Origin of the sequence: Olsenella uli, from assembly GCF_016900775.1 — a bacterium.
GTDB classification, from domain to species: domain Bacteria; phylum Actinomycetota; class Coriobacteriia; order Coriobacteriales; family Atopobiaceae; genus Thermophilibacter; species Thermophilibacter uli_A.
In genome coordinates, this window is sequence record NZ_JACJKN010000003.1 from 42,139 (window position 1) to 58,857 (window position 16,719).

Genomic DNA, 16,719 nt, shown 5'->3' on the forward strand with positions numbered 1-16,719 from the left:
GCCAGATGTATACGAATCGCCGCCGGTGGGTAGTTTGGCAAGCCAGAACAACCCACCGGCGGCGTTTTCTAACAAGCAACAAGGACACGGCGACAAGAACGGCGAGAAGAGCCCGCCAGGCCTAGAGCACGTGCACGTCCTCGGGCGTGAACTGGACGAACGCCTCGTCGCCGACCTCGTAGATCTTGTGGTTCTTGGGGTTGAAGTCGGTGATCTTGACCAGCGTGTCGCCAACCATGACCTGGTAGTTCTGGTAGTTGCCCATGAAGCGCGAGAGCGTCACCTTGCACGGGAGCACGCCCTCGTCGGCGAGCTTGGCCGCCTCGGGGCGCAGCACGAGCACGCAGTCGCTGCCCTGCGAGAGGTGCCCCACGCTCGCGACCTCGACCGGGTGCCCCTCGATCTGCGCCACGCCGGACTCGCCGTCCTTCTCGCTGAGCGTGCCGCGCAGGAAGTTGGACTCGCCGATGAAGTCGGCCACGAACTCGTCCACGGGGTGGTAGTAGACCGTGTGCGGGTCGCCCACCTGGTCGATGACGCCCTTCTTCATGATGATGATGTTGTCGGAGAGCGCCATGGCCTCGGACTGGTCGTGCGTGACGTAGATGGCCGTGATGCCGGCGGCCTGCTGGATGCGGCGGATCTCGTTGCGCATGTCAACGCGCAGCTTGGCGTCCAGGTTGGAGAGCGGCTCGTCGAACAGCAGCACGCCCGGCTCGATCACCAGCGCGCGGGCGAGCGCCACGCGCTGCTGCTGGCCGCCCGAGAGCTGGTTGGTCATGCGGTCCTCCATGCCCTCCAGCCCCACGAGGGCGAGAATCGCGTGGACCTTCTCGGCAATCTCGTCCTTGGGTAGCTTGCGGAGCTTGAGGCCGTAGGCCACGTTGTCGAAGATGTTGTAGTGCGGCAGGAGGGCGTAGCTCTGGAAGACCATCGCCGTGTCGCGCTTGTTGGGCGTGAGCTCGTTGATGGGCTCGCCGCCGAGGTAGATCTCGCCCTCGTCGGGGCTCTCGAAGCCGGCGATCATGCGCAGGATCGTGGTCTTGCCGCAGCCCGAGGGGCCGAGCAGCGTCACGAACTCGCCGGGCGCGATCTCGATGTTGGCGTCATGGACCGCGTAGAAGTCCTTCTTGGTCTTGGGGTCCTGGTAGATCTTGGAGACGTGCTCCAGGCGCACGCCCTTCTTCTCCTTGGCCATGCTTTATGCCTCCTCGGTGTACTTGCTGGTGCCAAAGTGCTTGATGGCGAGGTTCATGAGCAGAACCGAGCCGTAGGTGATGGCGATAAGAATCGTGGCGAACGCGCAGGCGATGCCGTAGGAGCCCTTCTCGGCGAACTCGTTGATCTGCACCGTGATGAGGAAGAACTGCGGCGTCACGAGCAGGATGATCGCGGAGATGGCCGTGATCGAGCGGACGAACGCCGTCACGAGGCCCGAGAGGAACGAGTCCTTGATGAGCGGCAGGGTGACCGTGCGGAAGACCGTGAGGCTATCCGCGCCCATGTCGTAGGCACTCTCCTCGATGGACTTGTCGATCTGGCGCAGCGCCGAGATGCCCGAGCGCGTGCCCGTGGGCAGCGAGCGCACGATGAAGACGATCACGAGGATGGCCGCCGAGCCGTAGAGCCCCTGGAGAAAGCCGGTGCGGAAGACGCCCGCGGAGAAGCCGCGGATGAAGCCGACGCCCAGCACCGTGCCGGGGACGGCCATGGCGAGCATGGAGACGAACTCGATGAAGCCCTTGGTGCGGAAGTTCCGCTTGACCACGAGGTAGGAGATGATCATCGAGAGCAGGGCCGTGAGCGGCGCGGCTATGAGCGAGAGCACGAAGGAGTCGCGGAACGCCTCGAGGCCGTGGTAGCGCTCGAAGACCTGGATGAACCACTTGGGCGTGAGCGTGAAGTCGTAGCCCCAGGTCTTGAACAGGGCGCCAAAGGGCACGCAGATGTACATGATCACGACGAACAGCGCCACGGCGCCGCACAGGATGGTGAGCGGCAGCGTGACGGACTTGTCGGTGATGAGCATGCGGGCGCGGGAGGCCTTGCCGGTGAGCGTTGCCGTGCTCTTGGCCTCGAGCACGTACTTCTGCACGATGAACATGAGCAGCGTGATGCACAGGAGCACGACTGCCATCGCGGCCGCGCCCTCCTTGTCGTAGGCGCCCGTGATCTGCAGGTAGATCGTAGTGGCCAGCGTGTCGTAGGAGCCGCCGATGATCATGGGGTTGGCAAAGTCGGCGATCGACTCGATGAAGGTGACGAGAAACGCGTTGCCCAGTCCCGGAAGCACCAGCGGCAGCGTGACGGACGTGAAGACCTTCCAGCGGGAGGCGCCCATGTCGCGGGCCGCCTCCTCGAGCGACGGGTCGATGTTCTTGAGCAGGCCGCGCAGCATCATGTAGCACACGGGGAAGAACGTGAGCGTCTGGACCACGAAGATGCCCCAGAAGCCGTAGACCGAGTTGTCGTAGATGCCGAGCATATAGCGCGTGATGATGCCGGCCTTGCCGAAGAGCATGATCACCGAGAGGGAGAGCACGAACGGCGGCGAGACCACGGGCAGCATCGAGACGACCTTGAAGAGGCCCGAGAGGAAGCGCGTGCGCAGCTTCACGTAGACCTCGACGTAGGCGAACAGCAGGCCCACCAGCGCCGACGCCACGCTCACGAGCAGTCCCACCGAGAGCGTGTTGGTGATCGCCGTGGTGAACGACGGCATGTCAAAGATGCGCTGGAAGACGGACAGGCTCGGGCCCTGCTCGGTGATGAAGCTGTCAACGAGCAGGATCGCGAGCGGGTACAGGATAAAGAGCGTCAGAAACGCGATGAGCACCACGATGGTGGTCACCATGATGGGGTCTGCCAAGAGCTTCTTGCGGTCGAGCTCGGCGCCCTGCGATCTTGCCATAGTCACTCTCCCTCGCTGACTCCGGGACGTGCGAACGCCGGGCGGATGGATGCACCCGCCCGGCGCGCTTCGCTCACGTGAGGTCGCTCACGTTGGGCGAGAAGAACCTGGGAGCTTACGCGTCCTCGGTCTCGAAGCGGTCGTCGCCGCCGCCCAGGGCCTCCATGACCTCGGCGACGTAGGTGTCGGTGTTGGCCTTGGCGTCCTCGAAGTCGTAGTCCATGGTGTTGTTCGGGTCGAGGCCGAACTCGGTGGCAATCTCGGGCTGCTCGGCGTTGTCGATCACGAGGAACTGGTAGGAGCCGTTCTGCGCGGCAAGCTCGACGCACTCGGGCGAGAGGGCGTACTCGATCCAGAGCTTGGCGGCGTTGGGGTGCTTGCAGCCCTTGAAGATGGCCGTGGCGCCGACCTCGCAGGAGGTGCCGGAGGACGGAACGACGAGCTCGATGTTCTCGTAGCCCTGGTCCACGATCTGGAAGATGCCGTCGTGGAGGAACCCGAGGCCGATCACGCACTCGCCGGTGCCGATGTTCTTGGACGGGCCGGAGCCGGACTTGGTGTAGACCTGGATGTTCTTGTCGAGGTCAACGAGGTACTGGATGCCCTCGTCGTGGCCGTACTTCTGGATCATCGTGTTGACGATGAGCTTGGCGGTGCCGGCCGTGTTGTAGTTGGACGACCAGATGAGGCCCTGGTACTGCGGGTCGGTGAGGTCGGCAAAGTCCGCCGGCGGGGTGACGCCTAGGCGCTCGACCTCGTCCTTGTTGTACATGATGCCAAGAAGGCCGGTGTAGATGCCGTACCAGTTGCCGTCGGCGTCCTGGTACTTGGGGTCGGTGATGTGGCTCGCGTTGGCAGCGGCGTAGGGCTCGAGCAGGCCCTCGGCGGTCACGACGTTGTACGGGTCGGTGGTGCCGCCGAACCAGACGTCGCCGGAGGGGTTGCCGTTCTCCTCCTCGATCTTGGCCTGGACCTCGCCCGTGGAGAGGCGCTGCTGCTCGACCTTGATGCCAAAGACCTCCTCGAAGTGCTCGCAGGCGGCGGCGAGGTAGTCCTCCTCGCAGGAGCCGTAGACGACGAGGGTGCCCTCCTCCTGGGCGGCCTTGATGAGGTCCTCGGAGGCGCCGACGCTGTTCTCGGCAACCTGGCCGTCGGCGGCCGGCTGCTCGCCGCCGTCACCGCCGCACGCGGCAAGGCCGAGGCCGGCGAGCGTGGCGGCGCTGGCAGCGATGAAGTTCCTGCGGGAGAGGCTAGACATAAGTGTTCCTTCCTTCCGTGTGCCCCCGCGGCGCGGAGGCCATTCCCACCCCTCTTTATAGACTCCTGACAGGTTCCTTACGGTCAGCTTTCCGTAAGCGGCATGGGTCCGGCGGAGCGGCGGCAGAAGAAACGAGCGGCAGGCAGCGAGGGGGGGCGGCGGGGCGCTCCGAGGCACGACGGGGCCCGCTCGGCCCTAGTCGTCGGTGCCGGGGCGACCCTCGTAGTTGAGGCCGTCCACGAGCTCGCGCAGGCGCGGCTCGTCGCCGCGAACGAAGGCCTCGGCGAGCTTGGGATAGGCGAGGCGCGCCTCGTCAAAGAGGTCGGCAAAGGAGGCGCTGCGAACCTCGCCGGTGAAGGGGTTCTCCCAGTCGCGGCACGCGAGGTTGGCGGCAGGGCACTCGTCGGTCGTGCGCACGTAGTGGGCAACGGCCTCGGCGAGCGAGCGGCCGCGCGCGAGGCGCTCGAGCGCGCCCAGAAGGCGCGTCCGCGGCGAGCCGGCCGGGTCAACGAGGCGCAGCGTGAGCTCGTAGTCGCGCACGGCGAGGCCGTACTCGCCGGCGCCGATCACGGTCCCAAAGACCGCGAGCGCCACCTGCGAGACGAGCGCGCCGCCCACGCGCTCGACGCGCGCGGTGCGCATGAGGTTGCCCGCCGCCGGCCGCTCGAGCACGGTGGCGCGGCGCTTCTCCCACAAGATCCAGGCGTCGATGTCCGACTCGATGACGGCGTGGACCTCCCGCGCGCAGGGCGCGAGCTCGGGGTCCGCCTCGGCGAGGGCGCGCTGCTGCGCGATCACGAAGGGATGGGCCGCGCGGTCAAGCGCGTAGTGGCCGAGAAGCCCGAGCGCGAAGGTCCGGCCGATCCGCTCGTCCGAGACGGGCAGCCGGCTCACCCCCTCGCGCACGGCCATGAAAGCGCGCGTCACGCTCCCGCCCTGGATGCGATGGCCCAGCTCGCGGCAGGCGGCGGAGCGACCGGGCAGCGCCAGGCGACGGGCGAAGAGCGGGTCGGGGCCCTGGTTAGCGAGCAGGAAGGCGAGCAGCTCCTCCTCGCCCTCGAGCATGCCGGGCGGCAGCGTGCCCGCGACGTCCTCGCCGAAGATGTGATGCGTGATGACCGCGGGCATGGGACCCCCTTCGATGCGTTGCGTTTCCCCTAGGGTAGCGCAACGCTGCCGCCGCGCGGCCGCGCAGGCCCGACCGTTGACGAGCCTGAAAAGCGGGTAGAACAAAGGCAGCGAGAGAAAGGCTTACCCATGCACAACATGTTCCAGCGCGCGCGAACGACGACCGGTCTCATGGGCGTGGCGTCGCTTCTGTGCGGCATCGTCGTCCTGCTCAACCCAACGGGCGTGGCCCTGTTCATGACGAGCGCCATCGGCGTGGTCCTTGCCGTCGTGGGCGTGGCCACGGTCCTTGGCTACGTCCGCCGGCGCGAGGCGTCCGGCGGGCTCGACCTCACGATCGGCCTCATCGAGCTCGTCCTTGGCGCGGCCCTCGCCTCGATGCCTGCCGTCTTCGTCAACTGGGTCATCGTGGTCGCAGGCGTGTTCATCCTGTTCTCCGGCTTCGGCGACCTCATGGAGGCGCGTGCCCTGACTGTCGTGGGGGCGCCGTTCGCGGGCGCGGGCACGCTCATGGCCCTCCTCACGATCGTCTTCGGCGTGCTCGTGGTGGTGGCACCCTTCGCGCTCGTGGACCTCGCGCTTGCGGTCGCCGGCGTGGGCCTCGTCTTCAACGGCGTCACCGAGCTCGTCGCCGCCTTCAAGCTGTAGCGCACTTATCGCCGACGCCCTTCTCGCCGACGTTCTTGTCGCCGACGCCCTTCCCCCCAAATGTTATCTGGGCACAAACTTCTAACCAAAATGACCCAGATAAGACCTTTGGCGAGAAGAACCACAGGTCGCGAGTGCCCAGATAAGCGGCCTCGCAGAAATGGTTCAACCTCTATGCGGGCCGCCCGGGGACGGACGACTGAGGGCGGCTCTGTGCGGGCACGCCGGCGCGCGGCGTGGCGAGAAGTACCTTCAGGCCGCCAGATGGCACGGACACGAATCGGTCGTCACGGCGCCCCTCGCGCAAGCGCGAGGGGCGCCGTCTTTGGATGCCGCCTTTGGGCGCCGCGGGCACGCCCCTAGAGCCAGATGAGGGTGTCGGGCGGCTTGGGGCCCTGGTTTGCGGGCGGCGCCTCACGCCCGGGCTCTCCCCACGCCGCCGACTCCTCGAGCCAGGGGCGCCGGTGCTCGGGAGGCGGGGTGAAGGGCCGCTCCTCCCCGTCCTCGAGCCAGACGAGGGGCTCGTGCGCCGGCTCGGGGCCGCGCTCGGCCGCGGGCCCCGAGCCGCGGGCCGCATCGCCCGCAGGGCCCGGGGCGGAGGCCGCAGGGCCCGTCACCACCGTGGCCGACCCGCGGACGAGCATGATGCCGACCGGTCCGTCCATGGCTAGAGCCCCAGCTCGGAGGCGACCTCTGCCGCGCACGCCACCGCGTCCGCGATGGCGCTCACCACGAGCGAGGAGCCGCTCCGCACGTCGCCGGCGAGAAAGACGGGCGTGGGGCCCGCCGCCGCGGCGCGGTGCGCACCGCCCTCGACGACGGGCAGCCCCCGCTCGCCAACGCCCACGCCGAGCGCGTCCAGCAGGCCGCGCTCCGGGCCCACGAAGCCGCACGCCACGAGCACGAGCTGGGCGGCGAGCTCGCGCTCGCTGCCCGCCACGCGCTCGGGCCGGCCGGCCGACCAGTCAAGGTCGGCCACGCAAAGGCCGCGCACCGCGCCGTCCGCGCCGAGCAGGACCTCGAGCGTGTCGACGCCCCAGGCGCGCATCTCGCCGCCCATGAGCTCGATGGCCTCGGCCTGGCCGTAGTCGGTCTTGAGGGTGGCGGGCCACTCGGGCCAGCGCGTGGCGTCCGGCCCCGGCTCGGCGGGGCGCGGCAGGAACTCGATCTGGGTCACGCTGCGGGCCCCCTGGCGCACGGCGGTGCCGAGGCAGTCGTTGCCCGTGTCGCCGCCGCCTATCACCACGACGTCGAGCCCGGCCGCGCTCGGCGCGGGCTCGCCGCCGTCGAGCAGCGAGCGCGTGGAGGCCTCGAGGTAGTCGACGGCCCAGGCAACGCCGCCGGAGGCGAGCCCGGCCTCGAAGCCCGTCGCCGAGAGCCCGCGCGGCACGCGCGCGCCGGCGGCCACGACCACGGCGTCGGACTCCGCGAGGAGCGCCGAGACCACGTCCTTCTCGGCCGCGTCCGTGTTGAGGCGAAACTCCACGCCCAGCTCCTCCATGAGCGCGACGCGCCGGGCGACCACCCGCTTCTCGAGCTTCATGTTGGGGATGCCGTACGTGAGCAGTCCCCCCGCGCGGTCGGCGCGCTCCACGACCGTCACGCGCGCCCCGCGCCGGGCGAGCTCCCAGGCCGCCGCCAGCCCGGCGGGGCCGGAGCCCACCACGGCCACGCGCGGCGCGCCCTGCGCGGCGGGCGAGAAGCGCCGGGGGCCGCCGTGCGCCCACTCCCAGTCCGAGATCGCGCGCTCGTTGTCGTGGATGGTCTCGGGCTCGCCGTGGCACCCCAGGTTGCAGGCCGCCTCGCAGAGCGCCGGGCACACGCGGCTCGTGAACTCAGGCAGCGGCGAAGTGAGCGCGAGGCGCTCGGCGGCCTCGCGCCAGAGGCCCCGGTAGACGAGGTCGTTCCACTCGGGGATGAGGTTGTGGAGCGGGCAGCCGCTCGGGCGCGCCCCGCCAAAGCCGACGCCCGCCTGGCAAAACGCCACGCCGCACATCATGCAGCGGCTCGCCTGCGCTCGGCGGCGCACCTCGTCCAGCTCGCCGTGGAGCTCGTCGTAGTCGAGCACCCGCTCGGCGACCGGCCGCAGCGGCTCGGTCTCGCGCCCAACCGTCAGATACGCACCAGGCCTTCCCATGCTAGCCCTCCCTCATGACGTCAAATGCGCGCTCGAGCGCGGCCTCGCGGGTGGCGCCCGCGGCCTCGGCCTCGGCCACCAGGCCGAGGACCCGCTCGTAGTCGCGCGGGATCACCTTCACGAAGTGCGCGGACGCCTCGTCGAACTGGTAGAGCAGCTTGATGCCGCGCGGGCTCGCCGTGCGGCGCACGTGCTCCTCCACGAGCGAGCGCACGAGCGCGAGGTCCTTCTCGTCCGGCTCCTCCAGGTTCACGAGCTCGCGGTTGCAGCGCCGCGCGAGCGTGCCAAAGCGGTCGTAGACGTAGGCCACGCCTCCCGACATGCCGGCCGCGAAGTTGGCGCCGACCTCGCCAAGCACCACCACGCACCCGCCCGTCATGTACTCGCAGCCGTGGTTGCCCACGCCCTCCACCACCACCGTGGCGCCGGAGTTGCGCACGCAGAAGCGCTGGCCGGCGAGGCCGTTCACGAAGGCGCGCCCGCCCGTGGCGCCGTAGAGGGCCACGTTGCCCACGATGACGTTCTCGTCGAACTTGTAGGTGGCGCCGTCGGCCGGCCGCACGGACAGCACGCCGCCCGAGAGCCCCTTGCCGAAGTAGTCGTTGGCGTCGCCGGAGACGTTCAGCGTGACGCCCGCCGGCAGAAACGCGCCGAAGCTCTGGCCGGCCGACCCCTCGCAGTCCACCGTGATCGAGCCCTCCGGCAGGCCCTCCGGGTGCGCCCGCGTGACGTGGCTGCCCAGAAGCGTGCCCACGCACCGGTTGACGTTGTCGATGTCCGCCCGGAAGCGCACCGGCGTGAGGTGCGCGCGGGCCTCGGCCGTGTAGGGCACGAAGAGCGTCGCGTCGAGCGTGCGGCCGAGCTCCAGGTCCGGGCCCATCTCGGGCAGGAAGCGCGGCGCGTCCGCGCCGGGGATCTGCCGCCCGTACTCGCAGGACCCCGGGGCGAGAAGGTCGGAGAGGTCCAGGCGGTTGGCCTTCCAGTTGGCCTCGCCCGCCACCGGCACCTGACGCAGGCAGTCGGCGCGGCCCACCATCTCGTCCACCGTGCGGAAGCCCAGCTCGGCCATGACCTCGCGCAGCTCCTCGGCCACGAAGGTCAGGTAGTTCACCACGTGCTCGGGCCGGCCCGCAAAGCGGGCGCGCAGGCGGCAGTCCTGCGTGGCGACGCCCGCCGGGCAGGTATCGCGCTGGCAGTCGCGCTGCATGAGGCAGCCGCAGGCGATGAGCGGCATCGTGGCGAAGCCGAACTCCTCGGCGCCCAGAAGCGCCGCCATGGCCACGTCGCGCCCGCTCATGAGCTTGCCGTCGGTCTCGAGCACCACACGGGAGCGTAGGCCGTTTCTGAGGAGCGTCTGCTGGGTCTCCGCGAGGCCGATCTCGAACGGGATGCCCGCGTGGTAGATCGAGTCGCGCGGGGCGGCGCCGGTGCCGCCGTTGTGGCCGGAGACGAGGATCTTGTCGGCCCCGCCCTTGGCGACGCCCGTGGCGATGGTGCCCACGCCGGCCAGCGCGCAGAGCTTGACCGAGATGCGCGCGCCGGGGTTGGCGTTCTTGAGGTCAAAGATCAGCTCGGCGAGGTCCTCGATCGAGTAGATGTCGTGGTGCGGCGGCGGCGAGATGAGCCCGACGCCCGGCGTGGACTGGCGCACCTCGGCGATCCACGGGTAGACCTTGCGGCCGGGCAGGTGGCCGCCCTCGCCGGGCTTGGCGCCCTGGGCCATCTTGATCTGGATCTCGATCGCGCTCGAGAGGTAGCGGCTCGTCACGCCGAAGCGGCCCGAGGCCACCTGCTTGATCGCCGAGCACGCGGAGTCGCCGTTCGGGAGCGCCGTCTCGCGCGCCGGGTCCTCGCCGCCCTCGCCAGTGTTGGAGCGGCCGTGCAGGCGGTTCATCGCGATGGCCAGGCACTCGTGCTGCTCGCGGGAGATCGAGCCGTAGCTCATCGCGCCGGTGTTGAAGCGGCGCACGATCTCGCTCGCGGGCTCCACCTCGTCGAGCGGCACCGGGGCGCCGGCCGGCGCAAAGCCCATGAGGTCGCGCAGGGTGACGGCGCGCCCGGGGCGATGGACCCACGCGGAGAACTCCTTGAAGAGGCCGTAGTCGCCCTCGCGGCAGGCGCGCTGCAGGAGGTAGATGGCCTTCGGGTCGATGAGGTGCTCCTCGCCGCCCGGGCGCCACTTGGTGAGGCCGAGCGTAGGGAGCTGGTCGGGCGCGGGCGAGGCCGCCTGGGCGCGCGCCGCGGCGGCGCGGGCGTCCAGCTCGCGCTGGAGGTCGGCCACCGTGAGGCCGCCCACGCGGGTGGCCGTGAACGTGAAGTACCTCTCCACCAGCTCCTCGGAGAGGCCCAGGATCTCGAAGATCTGCGCGGAGTGGTAGCCCTGCATCGTGGAGATGCCCATCTTGGACATGATCGAGACGATGCCCGCCGTGACAGCGCGGTCGTAGGCGGCGCAGGCCTCCTCCGGCGCGAGGGCGAGCTCGCCGCGCGCGCAGAGGTCCTCGATGCAGTCGTGCGCCAGGTAGGGGTAGATGCCGCTCGCCGAGTAGCCCACCAGGCACGCGAAGTCGTGGGCGCAGAGGGCGTCGCCGGTCTCGACCACGAGGTCGGCGCGGGTGCGCAGGCCGCAGCGAATGAGGTGGTTGTGCACGCAGCCGAGGGCCAGAAGAGACGGGATCGGCGTCTCGCCGGCGCCCGCGCGGTCGGAGATCACGATGACGTTGGCCCCGGAGCGCACGTCCTGCTCGGCCGCGCGGGCCAGCTCGTCGAGGGCGCGCTCGAGGGCGCCCTCGCCGCCGTCCGACAGGTAGACCGCGCGCACCGTCTCCGTGCGGAAGCCCGCGCGGTCGATCGCGCGGATGCGCTCGAAGTCGGCGCGGGAGAGCATGGGGCCGGACAGGCGCACGAGGCGGCAGGAGTCGCGGCAGTCCTCGAGGAGGTTGCCGTGGTTGCCGAGGTAGAGCACCGTGCTCGTGACGAGGCTCTCGCGCAGGGCGTCGATCGGCGGGTTGGTCACCTGGGCGAAGAGCTGGTTGAAGTAGTCGAAGAACGAGCGAGTCTTGGTGGAGAGGCACGCGAGCGGCGCGTCCACGCCCATCGAGGCCAGCGGCACCGAGCCCTTCTCGGCCATCGGGCGCACGACCTCGTCCACGTCGTCGTAGTGCCAGCCGTAGGCGGCGAGGCGCGCGGCGAGCGGCTCGTCGGTCCTGACAGGGGTGTCAGGGTCGTCTGTCATGGACCTGACAGTTGACCCTGACACCTTTGTCAGGTCGGGCGCGGGCAGGTCGGCGACGTCGATCGTCTCCTCGTCGAGCCAGTCGCGATAGGGCTTCTCGCCCGCCAGGCGGTCGCGGATCTCGTCGTTGCCCACGACACGGCCGGCCACGGGGTCGACCTCGAGCATCTCGCCGGGGCCGAGGCATCCCGTCCGCAGGATGTTGGCGGGCTCCACGTCGATGGTGCCCACCTCGGAGGCCAGGATCAGCCGGTCGTCGCGCGTCACGTAGTAGCGCGCAGGGCGCAGGCCGTTTCGGTCGAGCGCGGCGCCCAGCGTGCGCCCGTCGGTGAAGACGATTGCGGCGGGGCCGTCCCAGGGCTCCATGAGCATGGACTGGTAGGCGTCGTAGGCGCGGCGCTTCTCGCTGAGCGCGGGGTTCTTGTCCCACGGCTCCGGCATCATGAGCGAGACCGCGCGGTCGAGGGGCCGCCCGTTCATGACGAGGAACTCGAGCACGTTGTCCAGGATCGCGGAGTCCGAGCCCTCGCGGTTGATGATCGGCAGCACGCGCTCCAGGTCCGCGCCCAGAACCGGCGAGTAGAGGCTCGGCTCGCGCGCGCGGATCCAGCTCACGTTGCCGCGCAGGGTGTTGATCTCGCCGTTGTGGATGAGGTAGCGGTTGGGGTGGGCGCGCTCCCAGGAGGGCGTGGTGTTGGTGGAGTAGCGCGAGTGCACAAGGGCCAGCGCCGTCTCCACCGCGGCGTCGTTGAGGTCCAGGTAGAAGCGACGCATCTGCGTGGCCACGAGCATGCCCTTGTAGACGATCGTGCGGCTGGACATGCTGCAGACGTAGAAGATCTTGCCGGCGAGGGCCGGCGTGGCGTCCGCGGCGCGCTCGATGGTGCGGCGGCAGACGTAGAGCCGGCGCTCGAAGTCGAGCCCCCGGGCCACGTCCTCCGGGCGGCGCAGGAACGCCTGGTAGATGGTGGGCATGCAGGCGCGCGCCGTGGAGCCGAGGTCGTGCGGGTCCACCGGGACCTCGCGCCAGAACATGAGCGGCACGCCGCACTCCGCGCAGCCCCGCTCGAAGACCTGGCGCGCCGCCGTCACGCCCGCCGCGTCGTCGTGCGGGAGGAAGAGCATGGCCACGCCGTAGTCGCCCTCGTCGGGCAGGAGCTGGCCCTCCTTCTGCGCCTCCTTGCGGAAGAAGCGGTGCGGCACCTGGAAGAGCACGCCCGCGCCGTCGCCGGTGTTCTTCTCGAGGCCCTTGCCGCCGCGGTGCTCCAGGTTCACGAGCACCGAGAGCGCGTCGTCGAGCGTCTGGTGGCTGCGCTTGCCGTGCAGGTGCGCGATGGCGCCGATGCCGCAGGCGTCATGCTCGTACTCGGGCCGGTAGAGGCCGCGCGGGCGGCGCTCCGTGAGGTTCTTCTCGCTCATGTGACTCCCCTCGCTCGGGTTTTCAAGGGGAGTCTATGACGCGCGGGCGTGAGGCGAGAAAACCGAGACCAACTCGCTACGCGCTCGCCACGCGCGCGTTTCCCGGCCGCCATCTGCGCGTTGCGAGCCGGAAACGGGCGGGAAATCTGGGCCGCTCACGCGGGCGGGCGGACGTCGCGCACCTGCCCGCGCGGGCTCGGAGGGGGCGCGGCCTAGCGGCCGAGCCCCGCGGGCGGCACCGGCCGGCCGTCCCCGGGGCCGCGGCCCGCGGGCGGACGGACGTCGCGCGGCTCCCACGCGCAGGCGAGCGGCCCCGGCTCGGGGACGTCCGCCGCGGCGAGCAGGCGCCAGCCCCTCACCGCCGCCGGCGCGTAGAGCAGGACGGCGACGACGTAGAGGGCGACCATCACCGCGCCGAGAAGCGCCGCGGCGGGGCCCTCGCCCACGGCCACGTAGGAGCCGAGCAGGTCCTCCCCGCCTCCCACGAGCGCGAGGGGCGCCATGAGCAGGAAGTCAGAGAGCCCGTGCACGAGCGCGGCGCCCCACACGCCGCGCGTCCGCACGAAGATGCCGGAGAGCAGCAGCGAGAAGCAGGTGACCTGCGCGGTCTTGAGCGCCATCTGCGCGATCGCCAGGGCGTCCGCGGTCCCGATGGCGTAGCTCACGTGCGCGAGCCCAAAGACCACCGAGGAGGCGAGCGCCGAGCCGAGGACGCCGCGGCGCGTGTCGCCAAAGCGCGAGAGCATGCCGCCCAGCAGAAGCGAGCGGAAGAGCAGCTCCTCGAAGGCGCCCACGCCAACGCAGAGGAGTGCCATGCCGAGAAGGTCCGTCGCCCACGCGGCGGAGGGCGCCGCCTCGCCCGCGCGGACGGAGGCGAGAAGGGACGCGAGCTCGAGGGCACACAGGCCCGCGGCGAGCCCCAGGGGATAGGCGCCCTCGCGCAGCGCCGTGCGTAGTCCCGCCGCCCGGGGCGCGAGGGAGCGCGCGCCGCCGAGCAGCGCCACGAGGCCGGCCACCGCGGCCGCGGCGACGGCGCGCCTCAGCGCCTCGTCGAGGTAGAACGGAAGGCCCGCCACGCCCGGGACCACATCAAGCAGCGCGAGCCCCACCACGAACAGCGCGACCGACCTGCCGAGCCTTCCCTTGCGCACCCGCTCCATCCCCGCACCTCCGGCATCCGATGCCCCTCCTGGGCCCCAGGCCCAGTCTATCCTGACAATCGCCTCCGGGGAAACTGTCATGATCGCCCCCGGGGAAACTGTCAGGGGAAACTGTTGACATTCCCAACGCGGGCCACGGCGGCGGGCGGCCGCGCTACCATGGACGAGGGGAATCGATTCCACGCCAACGAAAGGCGGTCCCATGCTCGAGGACTACGCTAAGGCTCGCAAGCTCGGTCTCAAGCAGGTCGAGCGCGACGTCTCGGACGGCCACTACCCGTACCCGCCCGCGCTGGACGACATCCTCAAGAACCAGGGCTACCAGGGCGAGGTTCCCATCGGCCTCACGGAGATAGACCTCTCGCTCATCGCCGGCACCAAGACGCGCGGCCGCCAGAACATGTTCTCGAGCGGCTTTCTGCCCATCGCCGAGCCGGAGTCCGAGTTCGCGATGAAGTGGAGCGACCTCATCGACTCCCAGCGCGCCGAGGGCCTGCGCGACCCGATCGTGGTCTTCGAGTACCTCCAGCGCTTCTACGTGCAGGAGGGCAACAAGCGCGTCTCCGTCTCGCGCTACCTGGGCATGCCCACGATCCTGGCAAACATCACGCGCGTGACGCCCATGCCCGCGGACGAGAAGGGCCTGCGCATCTACCACGAGTTCACGCGCTTCTACCGCGTGTGCCCCATCTACGGCATCACCTCCTCCGAGGAGGGCTTCTACGCGCGCCTCGCGGCCCTCCTGGGCCGCGACCTCCACGAGCCCTGGCCCGACGACGTGGTCCGCGACCTGCGCGCGCTCTTCGACAGCTTCTCGGCGGCCTTCCGCGCCCACGGCGGCGACGGGCTCGACCTGCAGGTGGGGGACGCCCTCGCGCAGTACATCAGCATCTTCGGCTTCGAGCACGTGCGCGGCCTCTCCCCGCGCGAGGTGGACGCCCAGGTTGAGAAGATCTGGGGCGAGTTCGTGGTCACGCAGGGCACGGGCGCGCGCGCCTACCTCGAGGACCCGAGCGCGGAGCGCACGGCGCCCCTGCCCAAGCTCAAGAACCTCGCCAAGAAGGCCGTGTCCGCCAGGCCCTTCCGCGTGGCCTTCATCTACGACCGCAACCCCCTCTCCTCGGGCTGGATCTCCATCCACGACCGCGGCCGCAAGAAGCTCGAGGAGGCCCTCGGCTCGAGCGTGTCCACCTCCGCCTACACCGACCGCAGCTCGGACGCCGCGTTCGACCAGGCCGTTGACGACGCCGTGGCGCAGGGCGCGGACCTCGTGGTCACCTGCGCCGCCGCGCAGATGCGCCAGACCCTGCGCGCCGCGGCGGAGCACCCGGGCCCGGCCTACCTCAACTGCTCCGTGAGCCTCTCGCACAGCGCGGTGCGCGGCTTCTACGGCCGCATGTACGAGGCCAAGTTCCTGCTCGGCGCGCTCGCGGCGAGCCTCGCGGGCCACCACAAGGTGGGCTACGTGGCCGAGTCCCCGGTCTTCTCCACCGTCGCCGAGATCAACGCCTTCGCCATCGGCGCCGCCATGGTGGACCCCTACGTCACCGTGTACCTCAAGTGGTTCTCGGCCAAGGACTACGACTGGCGCCGCGAGCTCAAGGAGGAGGGCGTCCACATCATCTCCGGGCGCGACTACGCCAACCCGCTCGCGCCCAAGGAGTCCTGGGGCCTCTACCGCGTGGAGGACAATGGCGCCGAGACCCACCTCGCCGAGCCCGTCTGGATGTGGGGCCGCTACTACGAGCTGCTCGTCCGCTCCATCAGGAACGACACCTGGAAGAAGGAGGGCGAGAAGATCCAGGGGCAGTCGCTCAACTACTGGTGGGGCATGTCGGCCGGCGTGCTCGACGTGCGGCTCGCGGACGAGCTTCCGCGCGGCCAGCGCATGCTCGTGGACGTGCTGCGCCAGTCCGTGCTCTCCGGCCGCGTGCACCCGTTCACGGGCGAGCTGCGCGCCCAGGGCGGCGACGTGGTGCAGGGCCCGGAGGCGGGCCGGCTCACGAGCGAGCAGATCGTGCGCATGCGCTGGCTGAACGAGAACGTGGTGGGCCGCCTGCCCGAGCAGCGCGAGCTCGACCGCGACGGCCTCGTGGAGGTCGAGGCCGCCGGCGTCATCCCGGTGGACCCCTCGACTGTCCTGCTCAAGGACACGAGTCGCTAGGGGGCGGGGCGTGAGGATCCTCTGCATAGCCGACGAGGAGGAGGGCTGGCTCTACGACCACTGGGACGCCGAGCGCGTCTCCGGCGTGGACCTCATCATCTCCTGCGGCGACCTGCCCGCGGTGTACCTCGAGCACATCGTGACCCTCGCCAACGTGCCGCTGCTCTACGTGCAGGGCAACCACGACACCGCCTACGACCGGCACGCCCCCGAGGGCTGCGTCTCCATCGACGGCCACATCCGCGACTTCCGCGGCCTGCGCATCATGGGGATCGGCGGGTCCATCCGCTACAACGACCAGGTCCACGGCTTCACCGAGGCCGAGATGGGCCGCCAGGCGGCCCGCCTGACGCTGCTCGCCCAGGCGACCGGCGGCGTGGACCTGATCGTGACGCACGCGCCCGCGCGCGGGTACGGCGACCTCGACGACCTCCCCCACCGCGGCTTCGAGGCCTTCAACCGGCTCCTCGAGCGCACGCGCCCGCGCTACCTGGTTCACGGCCACGTGCACCTCACGTACGGCCGCATCGCGCGCGTGCGCGAGCACGCGTGCGGCACCACGATCGTGAACGCCTTCGGATCGCACGTCATCGAGATCCCCGACGGCGACATCCCCCAGCGCGGCGGCCTCTTCCGCCCCGAGGGCGTGTGATGGGGGC

Annotated in this window: 11 protein-coding genes; 3 read left to right on the forward strand and 8 right to left on the reverse strand. The window is 70.3% G+C overall.

Annotation, left to right across the window (positions count from 1 at the left end; genetic code table 11):
• Positions 1-121 precede the first annotated feature (121 nt).
• From H6A23_RS02900 to H6A23_RS02915, 4 genes are all read right to left on the reverse strand, one after another.
• On the reverse strand, positions 122-1,198 hold the full coding sequence (locus H6A23_RS02900) for an ABC transporter ATP-binding protein (protein ID WP_204830701.1): 1,077 nt from the start codon (positions 1,196-1,198) through the stop codon (positions 122-124).
• A 3-nt stretch (positions 1,199-1,201) separates the two neighbouring features.
• Positions 1,202-2,911 (reverse strand): ABC transporter permease, encoded by a 1,710-nt coding sequence (locus H6A23_RS02905; protein WP_204830702.1) that lies wholly within the window; start codon positions 2,909-2,911, stop codon positions 1,202-1,204.
• Positions 2,912-3,026: 115 nt separating this feature from the next.
• Positions 3,027-4,169, reverse strand: a complete 1,143-nt coding sequence (locus tag H6A23_RS02910; protein WP_204830703.1) for an extracellular solute-binding protein — start codon at positions 4,167-4,169, stop codon at positions 3,027-3,029.
• Between the two features lie 195 nt (positions 4,170-4,364).
• A complete protein-coding gene (locus tag H6A23_RS02915) occupies positions 4,365-5,297 on the reverse strand; it encodes a hypothetical protein (protein ID WP_204830704.1) in 933 nt (310 codons plus the stop codon).
• A 129-nt stretch (positions 5,298-5,426) separates the two neighbouring features.
• Here H6A23_RS02915 and H6A23_RS02920 point away from each other — a divergent pair, with 129 nt between their 5' ends.
• Positions 5,427-5,945, forward strand: a complete 519-nt coding sequence (locus H6A23_RS02920; RefSeq protein ID WP_204830705.1) for a DUF308 domain-containing protein — start codon at positions 5,427-5,429, stop codon at positions 5,943-5,945.
• A gap of 359 nt (positions 5,946-6,304) precedes the next feature.
• Here the strand turns inward: H6A23_RS02920 and H6A23_RS02925 are convergent, their stop codons facing one another.
• The 4 genes from H6A23_RS02925 to H6A23_RS02940 form a co-directional block, all read right to left on the reverse strand.
• Positions 6,305-6,610, reverse strand: a complete 306-nt coding sequence (locus tag H6A23_RS02925; RefSeq protein ID WP_204830706.1) for a hypothetical protein — start codon at positions 6,608-6,610, stop codon at positions 6,305-6,307.
• A gap of 2 nt (positions 6,611-6,612) precedes the next feature.
• Positions 6,613-8,082, reverse strand: a complete 1,470-nt coding sequence (locus H6A23_RS02930; RefSeq protein WP_204830707.1) for a glutamate synthase subunit beta — start codon at positions 8,080-8,082, stop codon at positions 6,613-6,615.
• 1 nt (position 8,083) lies between these two features.
• A complete protein-coding gene (gene gltB / locus H6A23_RS02935) occupies positions 8,084-12,736 on the reverse strand; it encodes a glutamate synthase large subunit (RefSeq protein ID WP_204830708.1) in 4,653 nt (1,550 codons plus the stop codon).
• Between the two features lie 212 nt (positions 12,737-12,948).
• Positions 12,949-13,896 (reverse strand): CPBP family intramembrane glutamic endopeptidase, encoded by a 948-nt coding sequence (locus tag H6A23_RS02940; RefSeq protein WP_204830709.1) that lies wholly within the window; start codon positions 13,894-13,896, stop codon positions 12,949-12,951.
• 202 nt (positions 13,897-14,098) lie between these two features.
• On the opposite strand from H6A23_RS02940, the gene H6A23_RS02945 reads away from it, so the two are divergent.
• Both H6A23_RS02945 and H6A23_RS02950 read left to right on the forward strand, forming a co-directional pair.
• On the forward strand, positions 14,099-16,060 hold the full coding sequence (locus H6A23_RS02945) for a BMP family ABC transporter substrate-binding protein (protein ID WP_204830710.1): 1,962 nt from the start codon (positions 14,099-14,101) through the stop codon (positions 16,058-16,060).
• Positions 16,061-16,070: 10 nt separating this feature from the next.
• Complete coding sequence (locus tag H6A23_RS02950) at positions 16,071-16,712, forward strand: metallophosphoesterase family protein (protein ID WP_204830711.1); 642 nt, start codon at positions 16,071-16,073, stop codon at positions 16,710-16,712.
• Positions 16,713-16,719 lie beyond the last annotated feature (7 nt).

What these genes read in the sequence shown, in the direction of transcription:
- H6A23_RS02900 (WP_204830701.1), bottom strand. Translation starts at nt 1,198, where the DNA reads ATGGCCAAGGAGAAGAAGGGCGTGCGCCTGGAGCACGTCTCCAAGATC.
- H6A23_RS02905 (WP_204830702.1), bottom strand. Translation starts at nt 2,911, where the DNA reads ATGGCAAGATCGCAGGGCGCCGAGCTCGACCGCAAGAAGCTCTTGGCA.
- H6A23_RS02910 (WP_204830703.1), bottom strand. Translation starts at nt 4,169, where the DNA reads ATGTCTAGCCTCTCCCGCAGGAACTTCATCGCTGCCAGCGCCGCCACG.
- H6A23_RS02915 (WP_204830704.1), bottom strand. Translation starts at nt 5,297, where the DNA reads ATGCCCGCGGTCATCACGCATCACATCTTCGGCGAGGACGTCGCGGGC.
- H6A23_RS02920 (WP_204830705.1), top strand. Translation starts at nt 5,427, where the DNA reads ATGCACAACATGTTCCAGCGCGCGCGAACGACGACCGGTCTCATGGGC.
- H6A23_RS02925 (WP_204830706.1), bottom strand. Translation starts at nt 6,610, where the DNA reads ATGGACGGACCGGTCGGCATCATGCTCGTCCGCGGGTCGGCCACGGTG.
- H6A23_RS02930 (WP_204830707.1), bottom strand. Translation starts at nt 8,082, where the DNA reads ATGGGAAGGCCTGGTGCGTATCTGACGGTTGGGCGCGAGACCGAGCCG.
- gltB (WP_204830708.1), bottom strand. Translation starts at nt 12,736, where the DNA reads ATGAGCGAGAAGAACCTCACGGAGCGCCGCCCGCGCGGCCTCTACCGG.
- H6A23_RS02940 (WP_204830709.1), bottom strand. Translation starts at nt 13,896, where the DNA reads ATGGAGCGGGTGCGCAAGGGAAGGCTCGGCAGGTCGGTCGCGCTGTTC.
- H6A23_RS02945 (WP_204830710.1), top strand. Translation starts at nt 14,099, where the DNA reads ATGCTCGAGGACTACGCTAAGGCTCGCAAGCTCGGTCTCAAGCAGGTC.